Source organism: Pseudomonas sp. ZY71 (assembly GCF_036542145.1).
Lineage (GTDB): Bacteria > Pseudomonadota > Gammaproteobacteria > Pseudomonadales > Pseudomonadaceae > Aquipseudomonas > Aquipseudomonas koreensis_A.
This window is the reverse complement of record NZ_CP144274.1, coordinates 6,400,573-6,425,528: the sequence shown is the minus strand read 5'-3', so window position 1 is coordinate 6,425,528 and position 24,956 is coordinate 6,400,573. Positions and strand designations below refer to the sequence as shown.

Annotated in this window: 24 protein-coding genes; 10 read left to right on the top strand and 14 right to left on the bottom strand. The window is 60.5% G+C overall.

All coding sequences use genetic code 11. The features are described 5' to 3' along the window. Nucleotides 1-182 precede the first annotated feature (182 nt). Together VY732_RS28650 and VY732_RS28645 are read left to right on the top strand one after the other, a co-directional pair. Nucleotides 183-734 (top strand): disulfide bond formation protein B, encoded by a 552-nt coding sequence (locus VY732_RS28650; protein WP_077575003.1) that lies wholly within the window; start codon nt 183-185, stop codon nt 732-734. Nucleotides 735-917: 183 nt separating this feature from the next. Further along, nucleotides 918-1,376, top strand: a complete 459-nt coding sequence (locus VY732_RS28645) for an Rsd/AlgQ family anti-sigma factor (protein WP_038359126.1) — start codon at nt 918-920, stop codon at nt 1,374-1,376. A gap of 57 nt (nt 1,377-1,433) precedes the next feature. Here the strand turns inward: VY732_RS28645 and VY732_RS28640 are convergent, their stop codons facing one another. After that, on the bottom strand, nt 1,434-2,099 hold the full coding sequence (locus tag VY732_RS28640) for an FKBP-type peptidyl-prolyl cis-trans isomerase (RefSeq protein WP_077575002.1): 666 nt from the start codon (nt 2,097-2,099) through the stop codon (nt 1,434-1,436). A gap of 192 nt (nt 2,100-2,291) precedes the next feature. On the opposite strand from VY732_RS28640, the gene VY732_RS28635 reads away from it, so the two are divergent. Continuing rightward, nucleotides 2,292-3,494, top strand: a complete 1,203-nt coding sequence (locus VY732_RS28635) for an AlgP family protein (protein WP_331693051.1) — start codon at nt 2,292-2,294, stop codon at nt 3,492-3,494. Here VY732_RS28635 and VY732_RS28630 read toward each other — a convergent pair. Next, complete coding sequence (locus VY732_RS28630) at nt 3,491-3,952, bottom strand: TIGR02444 family protein (protein WP_077575000.1); 462 nt, start codon at nt 3,950-3,952, stop codon at nt 3,491-3,493. The two genes, VY732_RS28635 and VY732_RS28630, sit on opposite strands and share 4 nt — an antisense overlap. A 50-nt stretch (nt 3,953-4,002) precedes the next feature. Here VY732_RS28630 and VY732_RS28625 point away from each other — a divergent pair, with 50 nt between their 5' ends. The 3 genes from VY732_RS28625 to rhtB all read left to right on the top strand — a co-directional run bounded on the left by VY732_RS28625 (nt 4,003) and on the right by rhtB (nt 7,322). Continuing rightward, complete coding sequence (locus VY732_RS28625) at nt 4,003-5,913, top strand: ATP-binding cassette domain-containing protein (protein WP_331693050.1); 1,911 nt, start codon at nt 4,003-4,005, stop codon at nt 5,911-5,913. Continuing rightward, nucleotides 5,913-6,494, top strand: coding sequence for a mechanosensitive ion channel family protein (locus tag VY732_RS28620; protein ID WP_064116380.1), 582 nt, complete (start codon nt 5,913-5,915; stop codon nt 6,492-6,494). The genes VY732_RS28625 and VY732_RS28620 overlap by 1 nt, the downstream gene beginning before the upstream one ends. Before the next feature lie 195 nt (nt 6,495-6,689). Further along, nucleotides 6,690-7,322, top strand: a complete 633-nt coding sequence (gene rhtB / locus VY732_RS28615; protein WP_034152015.1) for a homoserine/homoserine lactone efflux protein — start codon at nt 6,690-6,692, stop codon at nt 7,320-7,322. A 113-nt stretch (nt 7,323-7,435) separates the two neighbouring features. Here rhtB and VY732_RS28610 read toward each other — a convergent pair whose 3' ends face one another. The 5 genes from VY732_RS28610 to VY732_RS28590 form a co-directional block, all read right to left on the bottom strand. After that, entirely contained in the window at nt 7,436-8,179 is a 744-nt protein-coding gene (locus VY732_RS28610; RefSeq protein WP_331693048.1) for a penicillin-binding protein activator LpoB, read from the bottom strand. Nucleotides 8,180-8,182: 3 nt separating this feature from the next. Further along, on the bottom strand, nt 8,183-8,770 hold the full coding sequence (gene lpoB / locus VY732_RS28605) for a penicillin-binding protein activator LpoB (protein ID WP_016772610.1): 588 nt from the start codon (nt 8,768-8,770) through the stop codon (nt 8,183-8,185). A gap of 36 nt (nt 8,771-8,806) precedes the next feature. Then, on the bottom strand, nt 8,807-9,181 hold the full coding sequence (locus VY732_RS28600; RefSeq protein WP_007911131.1) for a YcfL family protein: 375 nt from the start codon (nt 9,179-9,181) through the stop codon (nt 8,807-8,809). A gap of 15 nt (nt 9,182-9,196) precedes the next feature. Continuing rightward, nucleotides 9,197-10,591 carry a COG3014 family protein gene (locus tag VY732_RS28595; protein ID WP_331693046.1) on the bottom strand — a complete coding sequence of 465 codons (1,395 nt, stop codon included), beginning with the start codon at nt 10,589-10,591 and terminating at the stop codon, nt 9,197-9,199. A gap of 189 nt (nt 10,592-10,780) precedes the next feature. After that, a complete protein-coding gene (locus VY732_RS28590) occupies nt 10,781-12,202 on the bottom strand; it encodes a COG3014 family protein (protein WP_331693045.1) in 1,422 nt (473 codons plus the stop codon). 252 nt (nt 12,203-12,454) lie between these two features. Between VY732_RS28590 and VY732_RS28585 the strand changes: the two genes are divergently transcribed. Further along, nucleotides 12,455-14,350, top strand: a complete 1,896-nt coding sequence (locus tag VY732_RS28585) for an FTR1 family protein (RefSeq protein ID WP_331693043.1) — start codon at nt 12,455-12,457, stop codon at nt 14,348-14,350. Nucleotides 14,351-14,458: 108 nt separating this feature from the next. Further along, a complete protein-coding gene (locus VY732_RS28580; protein ID WP_007911138.1) occupies nt 14,459-14,914 on the top strand; it encodes a YaiI/YqxD family protein in 456 nt (151 codons plus the stop codon). 117 nt (nt 14,915-15,031) lie between these two features. Here the strand turns inward: VY732_RS28580 and elbB are convergent, their stop codons facing one another. Then, nucleotides 15,032-15,700, bottom strand: a complete 669-nt coding sequence (gene elbB / locus VY732_RS28575) for an isoprenoid biosynthesis glyoxalase ElbB (RefSeq protein ID WP_331693041.1) — start codon at nt 15,698-15,700, stop codon at nt 15,032-15,034. Nucleotides 15,701-15,978: 278 nt separating this feature from the next. After that, entirely contained in the window at nt 15,979-16,629 is a 651-nt protein-coding gene (locus tag VY732_RS28570) for a DedA family protein (RefSeq protein ID WP_331693039.1), read from the bottom strand. Between the two features lie 207 nt (nt 16,630-16,836). Between VY732_RS28570 and hemB the strand changes: the two genes are divergently transcribed. Both hemB and ppk1 read left to right on the top strand, forming a co-directional pair. Beyond that, entirely contained in the window at nt 16,837-17,850 is a 1,014-nt protein-coding gene (gene hemB / locus VY732_RS28565) for a porphobilinogen synthase (RefSeq protein WP_331693037.1), read from the top strand. 18 nt (nt 17,851-17,868) lie between these two features. Then, complete coding sequence (gene ppk1 / locus VY732_RS28560) at nt 17,869-20,094, top strand: polyphosphate kinase 1 (protein ID WP_077574992.1); 2,226 nt, start codon at nt 17,869-17,871, stop codon at nt 20,092-20,094. Nucleotides 20,095-20,380: 286 nt separating this feature from the next. Here the strand turns inward: ppk1 and ppx are convergent, their stop codons facing one another. The 5 genes from ppx to VY732_RS28535 all read right to left on the bottom strand — a co-directional run bounded on the left by ppx (nt 20,381) and on the right by VY732_RS28535 (nt 24,937). Next, nucleotides 20,381-21,883 carry an exopolyphosphatase gene (ppx, locus tag VY732_RS28555; RefSeq protein WP_008081406.1) on the bottom strand — a complete coding sequence of 501 codons (1,503 nt, stop codon included), beginning with the start codon at nt 21,881-21,883 and terminating at the stop codon, nt 20,381-20,383. A 207-nt stretch (nt 21,884-22,090) separates the two neighbouring features. After that, nucleotides 22,091-22,828 carry an amino acid ABC transporter ATP-binding protein gene (locus VY732_RS28550; RefSeq protein ID WP_007911148.1) on the bottom strand — a complete coding sequence of 246 codons (738 nt, stop codon included), beginning with the start codon at nt 22,826-22,828 and terminating at the stop codon, nt 22,091-22,093. Further along, the gene (locus VY732_RS28545; protein ID WP_077574990.1) at nt 22,815-23,465 is read right to left on the bottom strand and encodes an amino acid ABC transporter permease; all 651 of its coding nucleotides are present in this window, start codon (nt 23,463-23,465) and stop codon (nt 22,815-22,817) included. The genes VY732_RS28550 and VY732_RS28545 overlap by 14 nt, the downstream gene beginning before the upstream one ends. Next, nucleotides 23,462-24,130: an amino acid ABC transporter permease gene (locus tag VY732_RS28540; RefSeq protein ID WP_007911165.1), complete on the bottom strand. Its 669-nt coding sequence runs from the start codon at nt 24,128-24,130 to the stop codon at nt 23,462-23,464. The genes VY732_RS28545 and VY732_RS28540 overlap by 4 nt, the downstream gene beginning before the upstream one ends. Nucleotides 24,131-24,151: 21 nt before the next feature. Continuing rightward, a complete protein-coding gene (locus VY732_RS28535; RefSeq protein WP_331693033.1) occupies nt 24,152-24,937 on the bottom strand; it encodes a transporter substrate-binding domain-containing protein in 786 nt (261 codons plus the stop codon). Nucleotides 24,938-24,956: the final 19 nt, after the last annotated feature.

The following is a 24,956-nucleotide window of genomic DNA, read 5'->3' as shown; positions in this document are numbered from 1 at the left end:
TGGCTGGAATTTCAACTTCGGTGAGTGTCCAGGGCAAATTCCTACAGCGGGTTACATCTATTCCTCTCGAACCTGTCGGGTTTTCCCTACACCTCTGGTGAACTGTCGGCAGGGCCTTGCCTTGAAAGGCTGACACGCTTTCCTCTACCGTAACCGTCTGTCTCTATTGGTACGGAAAAGCCATGTCGTTGGCCTGCTCACGCTCCTTGTTCTTCATGGCTTTCACTGCGGGGGCCTTTGCTCTGGGAGCTTCCTATTATCTTGAATATGCTGTCGGTCTGATCCCATGCAGCCTGTGTCTGGTGCAGCGCCTGTTCCTTACGCTGCTGTGCGTATCCAGCGGTGTGGCGGCGGTGCACGGCCCCATGCGTGTCGGTTTGTGGTTCTACTGGCTGATGACGCTGGGCGCGAGCCTTGGTGGCACTACGGCTGCCTGGCGGCAGGTGCTGATCCAGAGTGATCCGCTGCTGCATCTGCTCAATTGCTCGCCAGCCCCCGAGGCATTGTTCAGTGGTCTGCCGTGGATCTGTGCGCTGCAAAGTATGTTTAGCGGCGGTGCCGATTGTGCGGAAATTTCCTGGACCCTGTTCGACCTGAGCATCCCGGAGTGGAGCCTGTTGTTCTTTGTCGCCGTCTCGATTCTCGCGGTGTATCAGATGTTGCGGCTGGTCTGGAGTGCTCTGCAACGCCCGCTCAGCGGCGAAGCGTCGCACCCGGCGCTGCTGCGGGATTAAACACTTGTATGAACTTTATCTCCTGCGTACCTTGAAGCCATAGGCGTGCGGGCATAATCTGGCCCGCACGTGTCATTGGATTTATGTTGCTCGATGACGCTCTGCCCGGCCGTCCCCCAAGCCAAAATCAAAAGAGGGGCGCGGGTGTAGAGCAGCATGACCCACAAGGGAAGAGAGATCGCCATGCTCGAAAGTTGTCAGAATGCTCAGGAACGTTGGGGTGGAGTTCATCTGCTGATCGACCGCTGGTTGCAAGAGCGTGAAGAGCTGATAGGTGCCTACGATAAACTCGGTGCGCAGCCGGAGTCGCTGGCCGAGAGCCGCAAGCCCTTGCAGGAGTTCTGCGGCGTGCTGGTCGATTACGTCTCGGCCGGGCACTTCGAAATCTACGAACAGCTGACTGGCGAAGCCAAAGCGTTCAACGACAAGCGCGGCCTCGAACTTGCCGAGACGATCTATCCGCGCATCGACGTCATCACCGAGAAGCTGCTCGCCTTCAACGATCTTTGCGATGAAGGCAAGTGCGTAGCCGAGAAGTTCAAGGAACTCGGTGGCCTGCTGCACGAGCGCTTCGAACTCGAAGACTGCCTGATTGAAGTGCTGCACACAGCACACAAGGAAGAAGATCCGGTTCAGGCCTGATCCGAACCCTGATCAAAAAAACGGTGCGCCCCAAGCGCACCGTTTTTTATTGCCTGCTCAACTCGTCGCGCCGCGCAATTCCACTTCGAACACCAGCGGTGTGAACGGGGCGATCAGGTCGCCGGCACCGTCGGCGCCATAAGCCTGATCCGATGGAATCACCAAGCGCCATTTCGCACCCACCGGCATGTTCTGCAGCGCGGTGCGCCAGCCGGCAATCACGCTGTCGAGATTGAACCATTGTGGCTGAGTGTTCTGATCGAACACGGTGCCGTCGGGTAGTCGACCGACATACAGCACCTGCACTTTTCCGTCAGGTCCGGCCTTGGTGCCAGTGCCCGGTGTCAGTTCGGTGAGCAGGATGCCGTCGGCCAGTTCCTTCACGCCCGGTTTGGCTTTTTCTGCGGTGAGAAAACGCTGCTCGTTTTCCATCGCCGCATCACTTGAAGGCTGTGCAGAGTGCTCGGCATTTTGCGCTTCATGATCGGCCAGAATCTGTTCGATGCGGGCCTCGCTCAATGCCAGCGGCTTGCCTTGATAGGCTTGCTGCAAGCCATCGACCAGCGCCTGAATCTGCAATTGCGGGACTTCCTGACGCAGCCGTTCACCTAGGCTGGCACCGAGGCTGTAGGCCAGATCGTGAGCGTCATTCGCGGTGGTTTTTTCGTCAGCGTGAGCGGCCGAAAAAACCATCCAGAGGGATAAAAAAAAGTAGCGCGACATGGGCACACTCCGTCCTGAGATGCGGTGGATTATGCCAGCGCGAACGTCTGCAACGGTGAACTGCTTTTGCCTTCGCGCAGAACATTTTCGATTCGGTGCAACGCAACGCAATCGATACTGTCAAGATGCCCTAGCGGCGGTAACTGCAGAGGTCTAGTATGAGCCGCACTCACGTCAGCCAGGAGGTAAACCATGTCGGCCACCAAGAAGCCTGTAAATACTCCGTTGCACTTACTCCAACAACTCTCGGGCAGCTTGCTCGAGCATCTGGAAAACGCTTGCTCCCAAGCCTTGGCTGATGCTGAAAAACTGCTCGCCAAACTGGAAAAGCAACGCGGCAAGGCGCAAGAAAAACTGCACAAGTCCCGCACCAAATTGCAGGACGCAGCTGCCGCCGGCAAAGCCAAGGCACAGACCAAAGCCAAGGGCGCAGTGAAAGAACTGGAAGACCTGCTCGATGCCTTGAAGGATCGTCAGTCCGACACCCGCAGCTACATTCTGCAACTCAAACGCGATGCCCAGGAAAGCCTGAAACTGGCCCAAGGTGTTGGTCGCGTTCAAGAAGCCGTGGGTAAAGTGTTGTCCTCGCGTGCAGCCAAACCGGCAGCGGCACCGGCGAAGAAAGCAGCTGCCAAACCGGCTGCTGCAAAAGCTCCAGCGAAAACCGCAGCGGCCAAGCCTGCGGCAAAAACTGCTGCTAAAACTACCGCCAAGCCTGCTGCAAAAGCACCGGTGAAAGCCGCTGCAAAACCAGCTGCCAAAGCTGCGGCAAAACCTGCAGTGAAAAAACCGGCTGCAGCGAGCGCTGCAAAACCAGCGGCTAAAACCACGGCGGCAAAACCTGCTGCGCGTACTGCCGCTGCCAAGCCGGCTACCCGTGCCGCCGCTGCTAAACCAGCCGCCAAACCAGCTGCAGCAAAAGCTGCTCCAGCGAAAACCGCCGCTGCTAAACCGGCCGCTAAACCTGCTGCCAAAGCTGCCGCAAAACCTGCCGCTAAAACTGCTGCTGCAAAACCAGCTGCCAAGACTGCCGCTAAACCTGCTGCAAAAGCACCAGCAAAAGTTGCTGCCAAACCAGCCGTGAATGCCGCCGCCAAACCGGCAGCCAAGCCAGCCGCTAAACCGGCCACTGCTGCCAAACCAGCGACTGTTGCCAAGCCTGTTGCTGCAAAACCAGCCGCCAAGCCAGCTGCAAAACCAGCCGTTAAAAAGCCAGCTGCCGCTAAACCAGCTACCGCTAAACCGGCTACCGCGCCAGCCGCTAAGCCTGCCGCACCGGCAGCGTCGGCTGCGCCATCGGCACCTGCTCCAGCCGCAACTACCTCGACGCCATCGACTGCGCCATCGCCAGCTGCTGTGTCGAGCACCAGCAACAACCCGACCAGCGCTTCCTAAGTGTCGGTTGCCGCGACGCGCAGCACTTGCAGCGCGTCGCGGTTCGGGCTGGCCGCCGCGCCGGCCAATCCCTCAAGCCAGGTTATTGAACCTGCATCGTTTCGCGTCCACTCCTGCGCCACACCCTCAAGCCGTGACAGCAACGCTCGCTCAGCTTCCAGCTCGAGTGATTTGATCTGCTCGCGCATGCCTTTCAACACCGCGTCATCCACCGCCCGCGCTTTCCATTGCATACGCAGGGTTCGCAGCGGCTGCACCACCTCGACATCCCAAGGCTCGGTCAGCGCCTGAAGCAGTCGTACGCGTTGTTGATCACAGGTCACTGCGCGCTGCTCCAGCCATAAACCGCACAGCAGAAGGCATACATTCGCGCCCGCCGTTTGCAGTTGCAGGCAGGCGTCTTCCACGCCCGGTCGGGCGTAGGTGGCAAGGGAAAAGCTCCACAGGTCAGAGGACATCGTGCTACTCGCGCCAGTTGTGAGCGAAGCTGGTAGACTCCGCCGCCATTATGATCCGACTTCAGAACCTGACTTTACAGCGTGGCCCGCAACGTCTGCTAGAAGACGCCGAGCTGACCCTGCACGCCGGCCACAAAGCCGGCCTCATCGGTGCCAACGGCGCCGGCAAATCGAGCCTGTTCGCCTTGATCCGGGGGGAGCTGCACCCGGACTCGGGGGATTGCTTCCTGCCGGCTGACTGGCGCATCGCCCACATGCGCCAGGAAATCGAGACGCTCGAACGCCTTGCCGTCGACTATGTGCTCGATGGCGACCTGCGTCTACGCGAGGTGCAACGTGACCTCGCCGCCGCCGAAGCGGCGCACGACGGTGCCGCTCAGGCGCGTCTGCACTCGGAACTCGACAGCGCCGACGGTTACACCGCTGATGCGCGAGCGCGCAAGTTGCTCGCCGGTCTCGGTTTCACCAACGAGCAGATGGATCGTCAGGTCGGCGATTTTTCCGGTGGCTGGCGGATGCGTCTGAATCTGGCGCAGGCATTGATGTGCCCGTCGGATCTGTTGTTGCTCGACGAACCGACCAACCACTTGGATCTCGACGCAATCATCTGGCTCGAAGAGTGGTTGAAAAGCTACCCGGGCACCTTGCTGCTGATTTCCCACGACCGCGATTTCCTCGACGAAGTCGTCGATCACGTCGCCCACGTCGATCAGCGCAAAATCACCCTGTATCGCGGCGGCTATAGCGCATTCGAACGCGCCCGTGCCGAACGTCTGGCCCAGCAGCAACAGGCCTACGAGAAGCAGCAGGCGCAACGTGCGCACATGGAGAGCTACATCGCGCGCTTCAAGGCGCAAGCGACCAAGGCCCGTCAGGCGCAGAGCCGGATCAAAGCCCTGGAGCGGATGGAAGAGCTGTCGGCGGCCCACGTTGATTCGCCGTTCGATTTCGTCTTCCGCGAGTCGAACAAGATCTCCAGCCCGCTGATCGACCTGTCCGATGCCAGCCTGGGTTACGGCGACAAAACCATCCTCGAGAAGGTCAAGCTGCAACTGACCCCGGGGGCGCGGATTGGCCTGCTCGGGCCGAACGGCGCGGGTAAATCGACCCTGATCAAGAACCTTGCCGGCGAGCTGTCACCGATCGCCGGGCGCCTGACCCGTGGTGAGAACACCGTGGTCGGCTACTTCGCTCAGCATCAGCTCGATTCGCTGGATTCCAAGGCCAGCCCGTTGTTGCACATGCAGCGTCTGGCGCCGACCGAGCGCGAGCAGACCCTGCGTGATTTCCTCGGTGGTTTCGACTTCCGGGGTGCGCGCATCGATGAGCCAGTGCTGAATTTCTCCGGTGGTGAAAAGGCGCGTCTGGCCTTGGCGCTGATCGCCTGGGAACGACCAAACCTGCTGCTGCTCGACGAACCGACCAACCACCTCGACCTGGAAATGCGCCTGGCGCTGACCATGGCGCTGCAGGAATTCAGCGGTGCGGTGCTGGTGGTGTCTCACGATCGGCACTTGCTCAAGAGCACCACCGACAACTTCTATCTGGTCGCTGACGGCAAGGTCGAAGAGTTCGATGGCGACCTCGAAGACTACGCACGCTGGCTGGTGGAATACCGTCAGCGCAATGCCCCGGTCAGTAATACGCCGGTGAACCCGGACAAGACCGACAAGAAGGCTCAGCGTCAGGCGGCGGCTGCGTTGCGTCAGCAACTGGCCCCGCACAAGCGTGAAGCCGACAAGCTCGAAGCCGAACTGGGCAAGCTCCACGAGAAGCTGGCCAAGGTCGATGCCAGCCTCGGCGACAGCGACATCTACGAGCCGGCACGCAAGAACGAATTGCGTGATCTGCTCGCCGAGCAGGCCAAGCTGAAGGTTCGCGAAGGCGAACTGGAAGAGGCGTGGATGGAAGCCCTCGAGACGCTGGAAAGCATGCAAGCGGAGCTGGAGGCGCTGTCCTGATGGAAGCGTTCAAGCTGCCGCTGCCGGCGGAGTGGATCGAGCCGATCTGGTTTGCGGTGCAGATTCTGCTGATTCTGCTGGCCGGTTACCTCACTCAGCGCTTCGTTGCCAAAGGCCTGACCCGGTTGGGTGAGCGCTATCCGTTCCCGCCGCAATTGCTGATGCCGCTGCGCGGTGTGTTGCGCTGGCTGATCATGGGCAGTGCGCTGATCTTCGTATTGGAACGCCTCGGCGTCTCGGCCACGGTGCTGTGGACGGCGCTGTCGGGTTTCGTCGCGGTGGCGGCGGTGGCGTTCTTTGCGATGTGGAGCGTGCTGTCGAACCTGCTCTGCGCGATTCTGATCTTTACCGTCGGGCCGTTTCGCCTGGGCGATATCGTTGAGCTGGTGGACACCACTGACAAGCCCGGCGTAAAAGGCCGGGTGGTGGCGATCAATCTGCTTTACACCACGTTGATCGAGGCTGAAGAACTGGGGACTGGTAGCGCCATGGTGCAAGTGCCCAACAGTCTGTTCTTCCAGCGCTCGGTGCGGCGTTGGCGCGGGACGGATGTGTTTCCGTCGAGCGGGTTCGAGAAGTAGATTCTGCGGCGTCTGTTCTGACGCCTTCGCGAGCAGGCTCGCTCCCACATTTGGAATGCATTCCCCCTGTGGGAGCGAGCTTGCTCGCGAAGGGGCCCTCAGCAGCACCCGCAACATTCAGCAAAAAATCGGTAGTCATCCATTCAAACCCGCATTAGCTTAGGCATTTGTCACGAGCATGAGTCGAGGTGTGCGATGGAGCTTCAAACATGGCTGGCATTTTTTGCCGCCTGCTGGGTGATCAGTCTGTCCCCGGGTGCTGGCGCCATTGCGTCGATGTCCAGCGGTCTGCAATACGGTTTCTGGCGCGGTTACTGGAACGCCCTTGGCCTGCAAATCGGTCTGGCGGTGCAGATTGCGATTGTCGGCGCCGGTGTCGGCGCGATCCTGACCGCTTCGGCCACGGCCTTCCACGCGATCAAGTGGTTTGGTGTGGCTTATCTGGTGTATCTGGCCATCAAGCAATGGCGCGCGCTGCCCATGGACATGAGCGATGACGCGGCGGTACGGCCGATCGGTAAACCGCTGGCGCTGGTGTTCCGTGGCTTTCTGGTGAACATCAGCAACCCCAAGGCCCTGGTCTTCATGCTGGCGGTGCTGCCGCAGTTCATCAACCCGCACGCGCCGCTGCTGATTCAGTACGTGGTGATCGGCGTGACCATGGTTTGTGTCGACCTGATCGTCATGGCCGGCTACACCGGTCTGGCGTCGAAGGTGCTGCGTCTGTTGCGCACACCGCAGCAGCAGAAGCGCATGAACCGTACATTTGCCGGGCTGTTCATTGGCGCGGCGGCGTTTATGGCGACGTTGCGTAAAGCGGCGGCGTAAACATTGCAGCCACAAAAAAGGCGACCTTTGCAGGTCGCCTTTTTTGTGGCCGGGACGCAGAGCGTCCCGGATGCATTCCCACGCGGAGCATGGGAAAGATCAGGGGCCAGTCATCAGCGCAGGATCACCGGCGCAGTATCACGCGGCAGATTGTTGCGCTGCGGTGCTTCGCGCGGCTGCTCGTAACCGCCACCACCGAGCTGCATGCTCAGTTGCCCGGCCACGTCTTCACCCAAGGCCTTGGACACGTCACGCACCACCCGTGGGCGGTTCAGCGAGATCTTGATGTCGCGGTGGTTCACCAGTTTGGTGTCCTGCGCTTCGCCCATCGCCGTGAAGGCCGAGGTGATCTCGAAGGTCTTGGTGTTGATCAGGCTGAAGTCCGCCACCAACGTCAGGCCCAGTACCGCCGAATAGCTGTCGGTGTTCGCCAGCTCGTTGACGTCCTGAGTGAAGTCGATGTCCGACACCGTACCAAACAGCACATAGTCGGCGCCTTTGAAGTTGCCGGCCTTGATGCGCTTGATCACGTCGTAGACGTCACCCTTGGACGACGCGGTGTACGGCGTGCCCTGCACCAGCTGGAACATGCCGGTGCGCAGGATTTCACCCTTGATGTCGCCGGTGAATTTGCGCAACTCGCCTTGCTCGATGTAGCTGGTGCTCGCTTCGATCTCGTTGTAGCTCGATGAGCCGCTGGAGCTGTAGTAACCCTCGCGATGATTGCTCTGGGCCGAAACGATGTGGATGTATTGCTCCACACGTTCCTGATATGCCAGGTCCGTCACCGCGACTTTCGGGGCCGCTTGCGCGCCAAACGCGCAAGCCAGGGCCATCATGCCAATCCATGCGCGCATCAATTAACGCTCCGTGGTTTTGCGGATCTCTTTTTCGTCCATCCACTCGGCCAGACCGCTTTCAACGTCGATCAGTTGCAGGCTGAATTTGTAGAAGACGTCCTTGTAGTCGCTGCTGCGCTTGACGATCGAGCTGATCGAGCCTTCGATGCGGTACTTGGCGGCAACCATGTTGCCGGTCTTGGCCACGGTGCTCTTCTTGTACAGACCGCTCTGGTTTTGCAGCTTGAGCTGGTCAACCTGGCTCTGCATGGCGTTGTTGTCGCTGGCGAAACGCGCTACACCGGTTTTCATCAGCTGAGTCTTGATGCTGGTGGTGATTTCGCGGGTGTCGATGTACTCGCTGGTCTTGTTCTTCACGTCGTAGACCTGAACCACCGGACGGCCCTGCAGAATGCCGGACTGGGCCAGCGAGCGGGTCATCGACTCGGCGATCATTTGCAGGTCGGTCGAACCGAATTCGTTGGTCACGGTTTCAACCGCTTTGGTGTCGCCGTAGCTGATGTTCTTGCTGCCCAGGGTCGGCGAAGTGTTGGCGCAACCGGAGGCCAGCAGGGCGATAACGGCGATGCAGGAAAAGCGTGCAAACATGGGAATGCTCTCTAAAACAGGAATAGGGTGACAGGCTTACGGCGTCTTGATTTCCAGACGGAAGTCCACGGCTTTCGGGGTCGGGGCGATGCCTTGAATGAAGCTGGTCTGGGCGCCGTACATCATTTGGCTTTTCCACACTTCTTCTTCGGCAATCGGGAAGCCTTCCGCGCCGAGCCAGGCGAAGCGGTAGTAGAAAATCTTGTTGCTGTTGAGGGTGTTGCTCAACTGCACATTGACCGTCATGAAGCCGTTTTCGCGGGCGACGCGCATGGCGCCGACGACGATGTGTTTCTGCGGACCCATGGCCACGACTTTGCTCGCGGCGCTGCCCGGCTCTGGCGGTGGCGGGGTGGCGCAGCCGCTCGCCAGCAAGGCGAGGGCGGCGACGGCGATGAGTTTGAAGCGCATGCAAAGACTCCGTTCTTAAGGTTGTTTGAGGCTGGCGACGTTGGTCGCGCTGGCGCTCGGGATGACGTGTGCGGCGAGGCCACCGGCGAACACCTGGTTGCCCACGGCGCGCAGGGTGATCACTTGATATCGCTGATCGACAGTGACCTTGACCACCGAACCGCCCACGGCGCTCGGCAGGGTAACCTGATGCTCACCCTTTTTCAGATGCAGACGCACCACTTGGGTGTAGTCCGGCAGGGTGCGCCACGTACGGGTATCGGCACCTTCGAGCACAGCTGAAGAGATACCGACGGCGAGACCGGCCAGAGGGTTGGTTTCGTTGATCTGCTTCTGCGCAACACCCTTGGTGATCGCCCGCACGGTGGTGCGCACGATGATCCCCGGCATGTCGTCGCGCAGGGCGCGGCGGGACATCGCGGTGGTGCTGTTGAGCGCGGTCAGATCGACCTGCTTACCATCGACGCCGATTTGCGCGAAAGTCGCCGTGGAGGTGTCAGGTTTGATGATCGGGAACGACAGCGGTGTGATCACCACATTGTTGGAGATCGGCAATGGCAGCGGCACCCGGATTGAGTCGCGGGCTGGCGCCAGACCACTCTGGACGACGATGAGAATGTCGCTGTCGTCGGATTTGCCCGGCTTGTCGAGGTTAACCAGCGCCTGTTCCAGCAGCGGCGTGTTCGGACGCAATTCGGCAGCCTTGCGGTAGCCCGGTGCAGCCAGGCCTTTCTCGCCCAGGGCTTCATAGACGAAGCCGGACAGGTAATGGCTGAAAGCACTCTGGTAGCTGTTCTTCAGACCCACCACTTCCGGTGCGTCGAGGCTGGCGACCGGATAACCCTGCAAGTCTTTGTACTGAGTCTTGATGCCTTCTTTCTCGGCCTCTTCTTCGCTCTTGAGATATTCCTTGTCACGCAGCTCGGCGATCACCGCTTCGCGCTCGTGAGTCTTCTTGATCGCGGTACGCGCGCCGTCGAAGTCATTGACCGCCAGCAGGTTCAGGGCCATCTGGGTGGTCAGCATGACTTTTTCGTAGTCGTAGCCTTCGTAGCGACGCACTTTGTCATTGACGATGAAGCTGCCGAACTGAGCCAGGTATTTACCGGTGTCGAGCTTGACCGAGTCTTCCCACTGACCGACCACCACATCGGCACTGGTCCAGGCATTCTGACTGCCGGAGAGATCGCCCTTGGCGCGCAGCAACTCACCTTTCTCGAAGTAATAGAGCAGGTCTTTGTCTGGGCCGGTGTTGTTCTTTTCCAGCAGGGTCAGCGCGGCGTCAACGTTGCCGGTGGCCAGTTGCTGGTTGGTCTGTGCCAGTTCGGAGTCGTAGTTGCGAAACGCCGTACAGCCGGACAGCAGAGTGACGGCGCTGAGCGCGATCAGAGTGGGGGCGCGGAATGCCATGGGGGTACTTCTTCCCTGGAGTAATACAGCCGCGGGTGCTGGTCGGGCTGGTGTGACCCATCGACAGTGGCGTTGGCCTCCTGCCAATTCCTCATAACCTGAGGAGCTTTAATGCCCGATCGCAATAACGCGGGCGCGGCATTATAAGCAGGCGGTGATGGCTATGTAATAGCTTTTTAATTGCACTGGTTAGTTAGGTGCCATTACCTGTTTCGAAGGGCTTGCTTTCTCTGGTAAAGGCGTCGCAGGAGCAACGAAGGCCGATCCGACGTAATAGGTCTGATCCCGGAACACGCGCAGATTGAGTATCTGATGATCCTGATCGACGCGTAAGGTCAGGGGATAGCCCGGCGGGTAGATGGGCACGTCGACCGTGTGCAGGCCCTTTTTCAGGCGCAGACGAGTGACGAGCGTCTTGTCAGGCAGGGCGCGCCAGGTGCGTGTATCGGCCTCCTCGAAAGGATCCTTGTTTGTCACCACCAGCGAGGCCTTGGCCGGGTTGCGCTCGTTTTCCTGTGCCTGGCCGATCGCGGCCATATTGGCGCGGAACATGGCGCGCGAGATGATTTCAGGCATGTCATCGCGCAGTGTTCGCATGGCCATATCGGTCACGCTGTTGATGACCGTCAACGGCTGCTTACGGCCATCAACCTTCAGGTGATTGAAGGTCGGGGTGACGGCGTCCGGAATCATCACCGGAAAGGATATCGGCGCGACAATGACCAGGTTTTCGTTCAGGCGCACCGGAATCGGCACTTGAACCGAGCTGCGCGCCGGTGCCAGACCGCTTTGCACAATGATCAGAACGTCACTTTCATCGGCCTTGGCTGCAGGCTTGTCGAGGTTACGCAAAGCGTTCTGCAGAAACGGCATGTCCGGGCGCAGTTCGATGGCTTGGCGATAACCGGGCGCCGCGAGGTCGCGCTCACCCAAGGCTTCATAAGTGAACCCGGCCAGATAGTGACTGAACGCACTTTGATAGCCGTTCTTCAGTTCGAGCACTTGTGGCGCATCGAGTATGGCCACCGGATAACCTTGCAGATCTTTGTAGCGCAGGGTGATGCCCTGGGACTTGGCCTCTGCCTCTGCCGCTTCGTATTGCAATTCGCGTTGCCGGGCGATCAGTCCTTCGCGTTCATGGGTCTTCTTGATATCGGCGCGAGCACCATCGAAATCGTTGACGGCTAACTGATTGAGGGCCATTTGCGTGGTCAGCATGACCTTCTCGTAGTCATAGCCTTCGTAGCGCAGCAGCTTGTCGTTGACGAGCATGGTGCCCATTTCATTGCCGAACCGGGACAGCAGCTGCATGGCGCCGGATGGGTTGGCCTCTTCGCGCTGGAAGATCATCCGGTCAGCACTGCGCCACGCTTGCTGACTTTCGGGCAGAGCGCTGCCAGCGCTGAGGATGGCGCCTGTTTCCAGGTAATACAGCAGATCCTTGTCTTCCCACGGGTTATGCATCTCGACCAGTGCCAGTGCGCCGGTGAGGTTGCCCTTGGTCATCTCGTCGGTGGTTTGCTGCATTTCCTGATCGTAATTGCGGTAAGCCGCGCAGCCGTTTAAAAAAAGCGCAGTGGCGAGCAGGACGAACAACGGGATGATCCGCATAAACGGTGTGTTTCCTTGAGCCGGAATGTTGAAGGCGCGCGCAGTATAGTGACGGATGCTGGCCAGTGGCTGCGAGTTGGGGGCCGATGTGCGCAGATCAAAGACTCTGTTCCTGAGGCAATCCTCGGCGATTTTGCGGAGTTCGTCTGCCGGGTACATCCGCCCCATCAAAGCGAAACACCGACAAAGCTTGAGGGAAATGCGTTCGAAGTGAACAATATGTAACTTCGCATTTCCATTTGAGAATTCTTCATGACTGCCTCGTCCCGTTTCCTGGCCTGGCTGGTGTTCCCGCTGTTTGCCCTGAGCAGCTTCAATCTGCTGGCCGATACCGTGGAAGGCGCGCCGCAAGCGCTGCACCTGCTCGATTACATCAGTGCGGATTACCCGCCGACGGTAGCGGCGGGCAAGGTTGTCGATGACGCCGAATACCGCGAGCAACTGGAGTTCACGCGGGCGCTGCAAGGCTTGATCGCCGGTATGCCGGCCAAATCGGAAAAGGCTGCGCTGGAGCAGGGCGTTGAAGCCCTGCACGCGGCGATCAGCGCGAAACAGGATGGCGCCGAAGTCGCTCGGCAGGCGCGGCAACTGGGCGCGCAACTGGCGGTAGCCTATGAAGTCAGCCAGGCACCGATCATCACCCCCGATCCCACCCGAGGCGCTCCGCTCTATGCGCAGAACTGCTCGGTGTGCCACGGTGACAGCGGCGCCGGTGACGGTCCGGCGGGACTTGGCATGACCCCCGCTCCGGCCAATCTGCGTGATGCGGCGCGGATGGATCACCTGAGTCTGTACGCGATCTACAACACCCTCGGCCAAGGCGTCGAAGGCACCGACATGCCGGCGTTTGCCGATCAGCTGGACGATCGTCAGCGCTGGGATCTGGCGACTTACATCGCCGGCTTCAGCGCCGATCCGGCGGCGGCCACGTCCGAGAAGAGCTACAACATCGCCGATCTGGCCCGCCAGACCCCGGCCGAAGTGCAGGCTGCCGATGGCCCGCAAGCGGCGGCGACGTTCCGTGCGCAACGCGCGCAGCCGCCGCAGGTCAAGCGTGGTCCGGCGCAGTTGCTCGACTACACCGCCGCAACCCTGGACAAGAGCCTTGCCGCGTACCGCGCCGGCGAACACGATCAGGCTTACGACCTGTCGGTCGCGGCCTATCTGGAAGGCTTCGAACTGGTCGAAAGCTCGCTGGATAACGTCGACGCCAACGTGCGCAAGGACACTGAAAAGTCGCTGATGGCGTATCGACAATCGTTGCAGGACGGCTTGCCGGTCGAGCAGGCCGAGCAGCGTCTGGACGCGGCCAAGGCGAAGTTGAAAGAGTCCGCCGGGTTGCTCGGCAGTGACGGCTTGAGCTGGTCGCTGAGCTACATCTCCGGCCTGCTGATTCTGCTGCGCGAAGGGCTGGAAGCGATTCTGGTGCTGGCGGCGATACTCGCCTTCCTGCGCAACACCGGCCAGCAATCGGCGGTGCGCAGCGTCAACGTCGGTTGGGGCCTGGCGCTGCTGGCCGGCCTCGGCACCTGGGCGCTGGCGGCGTATGTGATCGACGTCAGCGGCTCGCAGCGTGAACTGCTCGAAGGCGCCACGGCGCTGTTCGCCAGTGTCATGGTCTTGTGGCTGGGCGTGTGGATGCATGACCGTCGCCACGCCGCGGCCTGGCAGGATTACATCAAGAGCAGTCTGGTCGGTGGTGGCGGACGTTTCGGCTTCGCGATTCTGGCGTTCTTCTCGGTGTATCGCGAGTTGTTCGAAGTGATCCTGTTCTACGAAACCCTGTGGTTGCAGGCCGGCCCGGCCGGGCATGACGCGGTGCTCGCCGGTGGCGCGACGGCACTGGTGCTGCTGGTCGGTCTGGCGTGGGTGATCCTGCGCGGTTCGGCGAAACTGCCGCTGACGCTGTTCTTCAGCATCAACGCGGCGCTGTTGTGCGCGCTGTCGGTGGTGTTTGCCGGGCATGGCGTGAAGGCGTTGCAGGAAGCCGGGATCTTCGGCACGCGGCCGGTGGCGTTCTTTGAATTCGACTGGCTGGGGATTCATGCCGATGCGTATTCGTTGACGGCGCAGGCGGTGGCGATTCTGGCGATTGTTGTGTTGTATGGGCGTAGTTGGGTGGCGGAGAAGCGGCGGGTAGTCGCTTAACAGCATTCGCTGGGGCTCACATTCGCGAGCAGGCTCGCTCCCACAGGATTTGTGCGTAACCTGTGTGGGAGCGAGCCTGCTCGCGAATTGTTTTTGGAGGTTAGAAAAATGCGTGTATGGATCGATGCCGACGCCTGCCCACGGGCGGCGAAGGATCTGGTAGTGAAGTTTGCGCTCAAGCGCCAGTTCGAAGTGGTGCTGGTTGCCGGGCAGCCGCAGATCAAACCGGGGCTGGCCATCGTCAAACTGATCGTGGTACCGAGCGGTCCGGATGCGGCAGACGATTATCTGGTCGAGCACGCGGTACCCGGTGAGCTGGTGATTTGCAGCGATATCCCGCTGGCCGATCGTTTGGTGAAGAAGGGTGTGGCGGCGCTGGATCCGCGCGGCAAGGAGTTCGATGCGCAGAACATGGGCGAGCGCCTGGCCGTGCGCAACCTGTTCACCGATCTGCGCGAGCAGGGCCAGATGAGTGGCGGACCGGCGCCGTTTGGCGATCGCGAGAAGCAGGCGTTCGCCAATGCGCTGGACCGGATCCTCACACGCCTGACCCGCAAGCCTTAAGCCCTACACAAATCCCCTTGTAGGAGTGAGCCTGCTCGCGATAGCGGTCGGTCATTCAACAGATATGTGCCTGATACACCGCCATCGCGAGCAGGCTCACTCCTACAGTAGACCGTATCAGGCGTCGTTTTCGTGGGTCAGCTCGAGCACGCGGTCGACCAGTTTGTTGATCCCCGAAGCCGCCTCACTGATGTTCTGCGCCAGCATGTAAGCCGGGGTCGTCACCAGTTTGCGCGCCTTGTCTTCGATGATTTCCGTCACCGCACAGTCTTCATGGGTGGCGCCCATCTTGTTCATCGCCGTGGCGGTGTCGGCGTCGTTGCCGATGGTGCAGGTTACGCCCGGGCCGTAGATCTTCGCCGCCAGTGCCGGCGAGATGCACATCAGACCGACCGGTTTGCCCGCTTCGGCAAATGCCTCGGCCAGCGCCAGCACTTCCGGCTGCACGCTGCAGCTAGCACCTTCAACAGCGAAGTTCGAGAGGTTCTTCGCCGCACCGAAACCACCCGGCACGATCAGCGCATCGAAGTCGTCGACGTCGGCCTCGCGGATGTCCTTGATGTTGCCGCGGGCAATCCGCGCCGATTCCACCAGGACGTTGCGCGTCTCGGGCATTTCTTCGCCAGTCAGGTGGTTGATCACGTGCAATTGCGCGATGTTCGGGGCGAAGCACTGCACCTGCGCGCCGCGTTGGTCGAGGCGCAGCAGGGTGATCACGCTTTCATGGATCTCGGCGCCGTCGTACACGCCACTGCCGGACAGGATCACTGCAACTTTTTTGCTCATGGTTTTCTCTCCAGATTCATGGCGCTAAATGTCCACTAAATTGTCGCGCGTTGCCATAGGCTCAAGTGGTGGCGGCACCTGCATGGAACGCTTTCTACATGGATCGCAACAACGGCGGGGTGTTCATTATTTGGGATGTCTGTTGCGTGGCGAGCGGGTGATTTTTGGCGTGAGAACGCCGCTGACGAGCGGGAGTCCGCTAGCGCAGAGGGGATAAATGACTGAAAGAGGCGGCCAGCCCGCTCAGTGCCGGCGGGCTGTAGCAAGTCGCCAGCGCGTTACTCGGCTGGCGTCTTCGGTTCGGCAGGCTTGGATTCTTCGGCCTGATTCAGCAGTGCAGCTTTCGCAGCTTGCTCGTCGGCGTACACCTGCTTGGCCAGCCGCGCATTCTTGAAGCGGCGGCGCAGCCACAGACCAACACCCAGCACCAGCAACGCACCCAGCACCCACAGCTCGTACTTCTTGATGCTGCCAAGCATGCCTTCCAGCACCGCGCCGAAGTGGTAAGCGGCGGCGGCCAGCGCGGTCGCCCAGATCGCTGCACCGATACCGTTGAGCAGCAGATAACGTCCCGGCGGATAACCCGACAGGCCGATCGCCACCGGCATCACCGTGCGCAGACCGTAAACGAAACGGAAGCTCAATACCCAGATGTCAGGATGCTTGCGAATGTGCTCCAGCGCGCGGTCGCCCATCAGTTGCCAGCGCGGTTTGCGCGCGAGCAATTTGCGCCCGTGCTTGCGGCCCAGGAAGTACCACAGCTGATCGCCGGCATAGCTGCCGCAGAACGCCACGACCACCACCAGGTTGATGTCCATGTATCCACGGAACGCGAGGAAGCCCGCGAGCACCAAGATGGTTTCGCCTTCGAAGAACGTGCCGAGAAACAAGGCAAAGTAGCCAAAGTCATGCAGAAATTGTTGGAGCATTGTCTGGGTGCTGGCGAAATGAACGCGCAGCCTAACCCTTCGGACACATTCATGAAAGTGTCCAAATGTGTCTCGACGTGAACAATTCCTACACTGAGAATGGAATGCGGCTACATGTCACGGGCCTCACACAACTGTCATCTGTTCGTCATAATGGCCGTCTATAACTGTCACGCTCGCCCGTTTGCGCGGGCTCAGGAGTCCGCCGTGAGCTTTACCCCTGCCAATCGTCTGTTCCCTGCCACGCGCCTGCGCCGCAATCGTCGTGATGATTTTTCGCGTCGGCTGGTGCGGGAAAATGTGCTGACGGTCGATGATCTCATCCTGCCGGTGTTCGTGCTTGACGGTGAAAACCGTCGCGAAGCCGTGGCGTCGATGCCCGGGGTAGAGCGGTTGACTATCGATCTGCTGCTCGAAGAAGCAGCGAAATGGGTCGAACTGGGGATTCCGGCGCTAGCGCTGTTCCCGGTCACCCCTCCTGAACTTAAATCCCTCGACGCCGCCGAAGCCTGGAATCCTCAAGGCATCGCCCAGCGCGCCACCCGCGCGCTGCGTGAGCGTTTCCCTGAGCTCGGCGTGATCACTGACGTGGCGCTCGATCCATTCACCACCCACGGTCAGGACGGCATCCTCGACGAAGAAGGCTACGTACAGAACGACATCACTGTCGACGCATTGGTCCGTCAGGCGCTGTCCCATGCCGAAGCCGGCGCTCAGGTTGTCGCGCCGTCGGACATGATGGACGGTCGTATTCAGGCGATCCGCGAAGCGCTGGAAATCGCCGGTCACGTCAACGTGCGGATCATGGCTTATTCGGCCAAGTACGCCAGTGCCTATTACGGCCCGTTCCGCGATGCGGTCGGCTCGGCCTCGAACCTCGGCAAGGCCAACAAGGCCTCCTATCAGATGGACCCGGCCAACAGTGACGAAGCGCTGCACGAAGTCGGTACGGACTTGTCTGAAGGCGCGGACATGGTCATGGTCAAACCGGGCATGCCCTACCTCGACATTCTTTTCCGGGTAAAAGATGCCTTCAAAGTGCCGACCTTCGTCTACCAGGTTAGCGGCGAATACGCCATGCACATGGCGGCGATCCAGAATGGCTGGTTGAGCGAGGCGGTGATTGTCGAATCACTGACCGCCTTTAAACGTGCCGGCGCTGATGGCATCCTGACTTACTTTGCTGTCCGCGCCGCTCAATTGTTACGAGAGCAGAAATAGCCCTCCCAGGAACATTCAATGAATACCGAAGGACTCACGGAAGTTGCAGTAAAAGAAGCTCAACCGGTGGTCGAGCAAATCACCGAGACCCCGCCGGAACTGGAGCCTGCGCCACCCGCGCCGGTCACCGAACCTGTCGCGGCGGCGCCAGTGATTGCGATACCGGGCCTGGATGACAGCAGCCTGTACATCCACCGTGAGCTTTCGCAACTGCAATTCAATATCCGCGTGCTGGAACAGGCGCTGGACGAGTCCTATCCGCTGCTGGAGCGCTTGAAGTTCCTGCTGATCTTCTCCAGCAACCTCGACGAATTTTTCGAGATCCGCGTCGCCGGTCTGAAGAAGCAGATCACCTTCGCCCGTGAACAGGCCGGTGCTGACGGCTTGCAGCCGCATCAAGCGCTGGCGCGGATCAGCGAGCTGGTGCACGGTCACGTTGATCGTCAGTACGCGATCCTCAACGACATTCTGTTGCCGGAGCTGGAAAAGCACCAAGTGCGCTTCATCCGTCGCCGCCACTGGACGGTCAAGATCAAAACCTGGGTGCGCCGCTACTTCCGCGACGAGATCGCGCCGATCATCACCCCGATCGGCCTCGACCCGACGCACCCGTTCCCGTTGCTGGTGAACAAGAGCCTGAACTTCATCGTCGAGCTGGAAGGCATCGACGCCTTTGGTCGCGACTCCGGTCTGGCGATCATCCCGGCGCCGCGCTTGCTGCCACGGATCATCAAGGTGCCGGAAGAAGTTGGCGGCCCGGGCGACAACTACGTGTTTCTGTCGTCGATGATCCACGCCCACGCCGATGACCTGTTCCAGGGCATGAAGGTAAAAGGCTGCTACCAGTTCCGTCTGACCCGAAACGCCGACCTCGCGCTCGATTCCGAAGACGTCGAAGACCTGGCCCGCGCCCTGCGTGGCGAGTTGTTCTCGCGTCGCTACGGCGATGCGGTACGTCTGGAAGTCGCCGACACCTGCCCGAAACACCTTTCGGATTACTTGCTCAAGCAGTTCAACCTGAGCGAGAGCGAGCTGTATCAGGTCAACGGCCCGGTCAACCTGACACGCCTGTTCAGCATCACCGGTCTGGACAGTCATCCGGAGCTGCAATACACGCCGTTCACTCCGCAGATCCCGAAACTGCTGCAGAACAGCGAAAACATCTTCAGCGTGGTCAGCAAGCAGGACATCCTCTTGCTGCACCCGTTCGAGTCTTTCACCCCGGTGGTCGACCTGCTGCGTCAGGCGGCGAAAGACCCGCACGTTCTCGCTGTGCGCCAGACGCTGTACCGCTCCGGTGCCAACTCCGAGATCGTCGATGCGCTGGTGGATGCCGCGCGTAACGGCAAGGAAGTGACGGCGGTCATCGAGCTGCGTGCGCGGTTCGACGAAGAGTCCAACCTGCAACTGGCCAGCCGTCTGCAAGCGGCCGGTGCGGTGGTGATCTACGGCGTGGTCGGCTTCAAGACCCACGCCAAAATGATGCTGATCCTGCGGCGTGAGGCCGGTGAAATCGTCCGTTACGCGCACCTCGGCACCGGTAACTACCACGCCGGTAACGCCAAGCTCTACACCGACTACAGCCTGCTGACCTCCGACGACGCCTTGTGCGAAGACGTCGGCAAACTGTTCAGCCAGTTGATCGGCATGGGTAAAACCCTGCGCATGAAGAAGCTGCTGCATGCGCCGTTCACCCTGAAGAAGGGCATGCTCGACATGATTGCCCGCGAGACTCAGTTCGCTGTTGAAGGCAAGCCGGCGCACATCATCGCCAAGTTCAACTCGCTGACCGATCCGAAGATCATCCGCGCGCTGTACAAGGCCAGCCAGTCCGGTGTGCGCATCGACCTGGTGGTGCGCGGCATGTGCTGTCTGCGTCCGGGGATTGCCGGGGTTTCGCACAACATCCATGTGCGCTCGATCATTGGCCGCTTCCTTGAGCACACACGTGTTTTCTACTTCCTCAATGGCGGCGACGAGCAGATGTTCCTCTCCAGCGCCGACTGGATGGAGCGCAACCTCGACAAGCGCGTCGAGACTTGCTTCCCGGTCGAAGGCAAAAAGCTGCTGACCCGCGTAAAGAAAGAGCTGGAGCTGTACCTGACCGACAACACTCATAGCTGGAGCCTGCAGTCGGATGGCCGTTACATCCGCAACACACCGACCGGCAACCAGAACCCGAGGAGTGCGCAGGCGACGTTGCTGGAGCGGTTGGGTAGCCCCATCCTTCCGGTAAGCAGCTGAGGCCTTGAAGGTCAAAAGCCCCTCACCCTAACCCTCTCCCAGAGGGAGAGGGGACTGATCGAGGTGGATGGGCGAGTTACGCCGACCTGAACTACCGAGTCGAACTCAGGCCTTGAAGCCAACGGAGATCGGCTCCCTCTCCCTCGGGAGAGGGCTGGGGTGAGGGGCAGGCCCACCTCCCATCTCAAGCCGAACCCAATAAAAAAGGCGATCCCTGCGGATCGCCTTTTTTGCACCTGTCATCCACCCACCTTCGGCAGCTCCTGCGGGGGAGATTTGCGGTGTTTCAGTGAACAGTGAGCACAATCCCCACCCGCGTCAGCCAATCTGCCTCAAGCCCGAAATCCGCCTGAGTCAGCTGATTCTCATCCAGCCAGTTCTCCGGGAATTCCACATCCAGGGTGTTGCCCTTGGCGTGCAACACCACCTGCGGCATCGTCTGCGTGCCACGAATGTGGTGGAACAGGATCGCAAAGCGCAGCAGCACGCACAGGCGGATCAGCTTGTCGCCGTCGTCGCCGAAATCGGCAAACTTGTCCTTGGGAATGTTGCGGCGATGGCCGCGCACCAACAGCGCAAGCATTTGCTGGTCTTCGCGGGAGAAGCCGGCGAGGTCCGAGTGCTCGATCAGGTAGGCGCCGTGCTTGTGGTAGTGATAGTGCGCAATATCGAGGCCGACTTCGTGCACTTTCGCCGCCCAGCCGAGGAGTTCGCGCCAGATGCCGTCATCCAGCTCCCAGTCCACCGCGACCTGATCGAACGCGTGCAAGGCTTTGCGCTCAACTCGCGCCGCCTGCTCCAGGTCGACGTGGTAGCGCTCCATCAGCGAGGTCAGGGTGCGTTCGCGCACGTCTTCGTGATGATGACGACCGAGCAGGTCGTAGAGCACGCCTTCACGCAGTGCGCCGTCGCAGTGATCCATGCGTTGCAGTTCGAGGGCGTCGAAAATCGCTTCGAGAATCGCCAGGCCCGCCGGGAAAATGGTCCGGCGATCCGGCTTGATGCCTTCGAAATCGATCTTGTCGACGTCGCCAAGCTTGAATAGCCGACGCTTTAGCCAGGCCAGACCTTCGGCATTCACTTCGCCAGTGCCGTGGCCGCCGGCCTTCAATGCCAGGCCGATGGCGCGGATGGTGCCCGAGGAGCCGATGGCTTCATCCCAGGTCAGACGGTGCAGGGCGTGTTCGATGCTCATGATCTCCAGCCGCGCCGCCGTGTATGCCTGGGCGTAGCGGGCCGGGGTGATCTTGCCGTCCTTGAAGTAGCGCTGGGTGAAGCTGACGCAGCCCATCTGCAGACTTTCGCGCAGCAGCGGCTCGAAGCGCTGGCCGATGATGAACTCGGTACTGCCGCCGCCGATGTCGGCGACCAGACGTTTGCCCGGAGTGTCGGCGAGGGTGTGCGACACGCCCAGATAGATCAGACGCGCTTCTTCACGGCCGGAGATGACTTCCACCGGGTGGCCGAGGATTTCTTCGGCGCGGTGGATGAATTCGAGGCGGTTGCGCGCTTCACGCAAAGCATTGGTGCCAACGATGCGCACGGCGCCCAGCGGCATACCGTTGATCAGTTGGGCAAAACGCTTGAGGCAATCGAGGCCACGTTGCATCGATTCTTCGTTGAGCTTGCGCTCATCGTCGATGCCGGCGGCCAGCTGAACCTTTTCGCCGAGCCGCTCGAGAATGCGGATCTCGCCGTTCTGGGCCTTGGCCACGACCATGTGAAAGCTGTTCGAGCCCAGGTCGATTGCGGCGATCAGGGACAGATTCTTGGCTTGGGATTGCGGCATGGTCAGGGGGTCTCGGTCGATAACCTCGACATCGTGCCACGATCAACGGCTGGCGCCAACGCGCACGGTTCAAACCGTTGATTCAGCGCAGAAAGTCGGTGACCGCTGCGCGGTCAATCGCGAGCAGGCTCACTCCTACAGGTGAACGCATTCCCATATAGGAGTGAGCCTGCTCGCGATGAGGGCCTGGAAGCCCCTGTTTTTCTCTCAGGCTGTTGCTTCAACTGTGCCAATAAAGTTCGCCAGCTCCGCCGTCTGCGGATTGGCAAACAACACCTTCGGATCACCCACCTCATGCACCTTGCCATGGTGCATGAACACCAATTTATCCCCGACCTCGCGGGCAAAGCGCATTTCATGGGTGACCATGATCAGCGTCATGCCTTCCTTGGCCAGTTGCCGAACCACGCTGAGCACTTCGTTGACCAGTTCCGGGTCGAGCGCCGAGGTGATCTCGTCGCACAGCAAAACCTTCGGCGACATCGCCAATGCCCGGGCAATCGCCACACGCTGTTGCTGGCCGCCTGAGAGTCGATCCGGGAAGGCATCGAATTTTTCCCCAAGCCCCACACGTTCGAGCATCTCTCGCGCCAGTTCCGCAGCCTTGGCTTTCGGCACTTTCTGCACCACTTGCGGCGCGAGCATGACGTTTTCGCCCACGGTCAGGTGCGGGAACAGGTTGAACTGCTGAAACACCATGCCGACCTTCTGCCGCAGGCTGCGCAGATCGGCGCGGGCGGCGTCGAGGTATTCGCCATCGACTTCGATGACGCCATCGTTGATCGACTCCAGACCATTGAGCGTACGCAGCAGGGTGGATTTGCCCGAGCCGCTGCGGCCGATGATCGCCACGACCTGGCCTTCCTCGACGCTGAGGTCGATGCCTTTGAGCACGTGGTGATCGCCGTAGTATTTATGCAGGGCGGAAATTCTAAGCAGAGGCATGCAGTCTCCTTTCCAGGTAGCGCGCACTGAGGGACAAGGGGTAGCAGAGCAGGAAGTAGCCGAGGGCGACGAGGCCGTAGACCATGAACGGTTCAAACGTGGCGTTGGCAAGCATTCCGCCGGTCTTGGTCAATTCGGTGAAGCCGATGATCGAGGTCACCGCGGTGCCTTTGACCACTTGCACCGAGAAACCCACGGTCGGCGCCACGGCAATGCGCAGCGCCTGCGGCAGGATCACGTAGCGCAGCTGTTCCAGCGGATTGAGCGCCAGACTCGCCGATGCCTCCCACTGTCCGTTGGAGATCGACTCGACGCAGCCGCGCCAGATCTCCGCCAGATAGGCGCTGGTGAACAAGGTCAGGGCAATCGCTGCGGCCATCCACGGCGAGATTTCGATCCCGGCCAGCGCCACGCCGAAGAACACCAGAAACAGCTGCATCAACAATGGCGTGCCCTGGAACAGCTCGATCCATGTGCGGGCGATGCTGCTTGGCAGAGAGTTTTTCGAGATGCGCATGATCAGGATCAGCAGCCCGACAATCCCGCCGCCGATAAACGCCACCAGCGACAGCGCCAGCGTCCATTGCAGGCCGACGAGCAGGTTGCGCAGGATGTCCCAGAAGGTGAAATCGCTCATGCGCGGCTCCTGCTGATGTAGCGCCGACCGATCCAGTTCAGCAGTTGGCGAATCAGCAGCGCCATGCACAGATAGATCAGCGTGGTCAGCGCGTAGGTTTCAAAGGCGCGGAAGTTGCGCGACTGAATGAAGTTGGCGGCAAAACTCAACTCTTCGGTGGCGATCTGCGAACACACCGCCGAGCCAAGCATGACGATGATGATCTGGCTGCTCAGCGCCGGCCAGACCTTGCCCAGCGCCGGCAGCAGCACCACATGACGGAACGCTTCGAAGCGCGTCATCGCCAGCGCCGCCGCGGCTTCCAGCTGTCCGCGCGGGATCGCCTGAATGCCGGCGCGAATGATCTCCGTCGAATAGGCGCCGAGGTTGATCACCATCGCCAGCACCGCCGCCTGCCACTCGGAAATCTGCACGCCAAGCGATGGCAGGCCGAAGAAGATGAAGAACAACTGCACCAGAAACGGCGTGTTGCGGATCAACTCGACGTAGACGCCGAAGATTGCCGAGAACGGGCGGATGTTCCACGCCCGCACCAGCGCCCCGACAATCCCCACGCCGACCCCGAGCAACGCGCCGATGGCCGTCAGCTCAAGGGTGAACAGCGCCCCGCGCAGCAGCAGGTCGGTGTTTTCCACCACCGGCATGAAATCGAACTGATAAGCCATGAAGGTCTCCCGCTCAGTCGATCAGAGATCGGCCGGCAGCGGCTCTTTCAGCCAGGTCTGCGAATTCTTTTCCAGTGCGCCGTCAGCTTTGGCGGTGGTCAGGATGTCGTTGACCTTGGCCAGCAGCGCCGCTTCGTTCTTGTTCACGCCAACGTAGACCGGCGAATCCTTCAGTTTCACTTTCAGCGCCGGCACGCGTTTCGGGTTCTTTTCGCTGATTGCGACCATCACCACGTTGCCGCTGGCGATCAGGTCGACCTGTCCTGCGAGGTAGGCGGCGATGGTCGAGTTGTTGTCTTCGAAGCGTTTGATGGTCACGCCTTCGGGGGCGACCTTGGTCAGCTCGATGTCTTCGATGGCGCCACGGGTGACGCTGATGGTTTTGCCCTTGAGGTCGTCGAGGCCGGCGATCGCAGCGTCTGGCGGGCCGAACACGGCGAGGTAGAAGGGGGCGTAGGCGCGGGAGAAGTCGATGACTTTCTCGCGCTCAGGGTTTTTGCCGAGGCTGGAGATCACCAGGTCGACCTTGCCGGTGGTCAGGAACGGGATGCGGTTGGTGCTGTTGACCGGGGTCAGTTCGAGTTTGACCTTGAGTTGATCGGCCAGCAATTTCGCTGTGTCGATGTCCAGACCACGAGGTTTCATGTCCGGGCCGACCGAGCCGAACGGCGGGAAGTCCTGGGGCACGGCGACTTTCAGCGTGCCGCGCTTGACCACGTCGTCCAGACCGTCGGCGTGAGCGGGAGCCTGGCTGAGCAACAAAGAGGCAAACAGAGCGGCGAGGAGGGCGCTGTAACGCTTGGTCATGGACAATCTCCGGATCGGC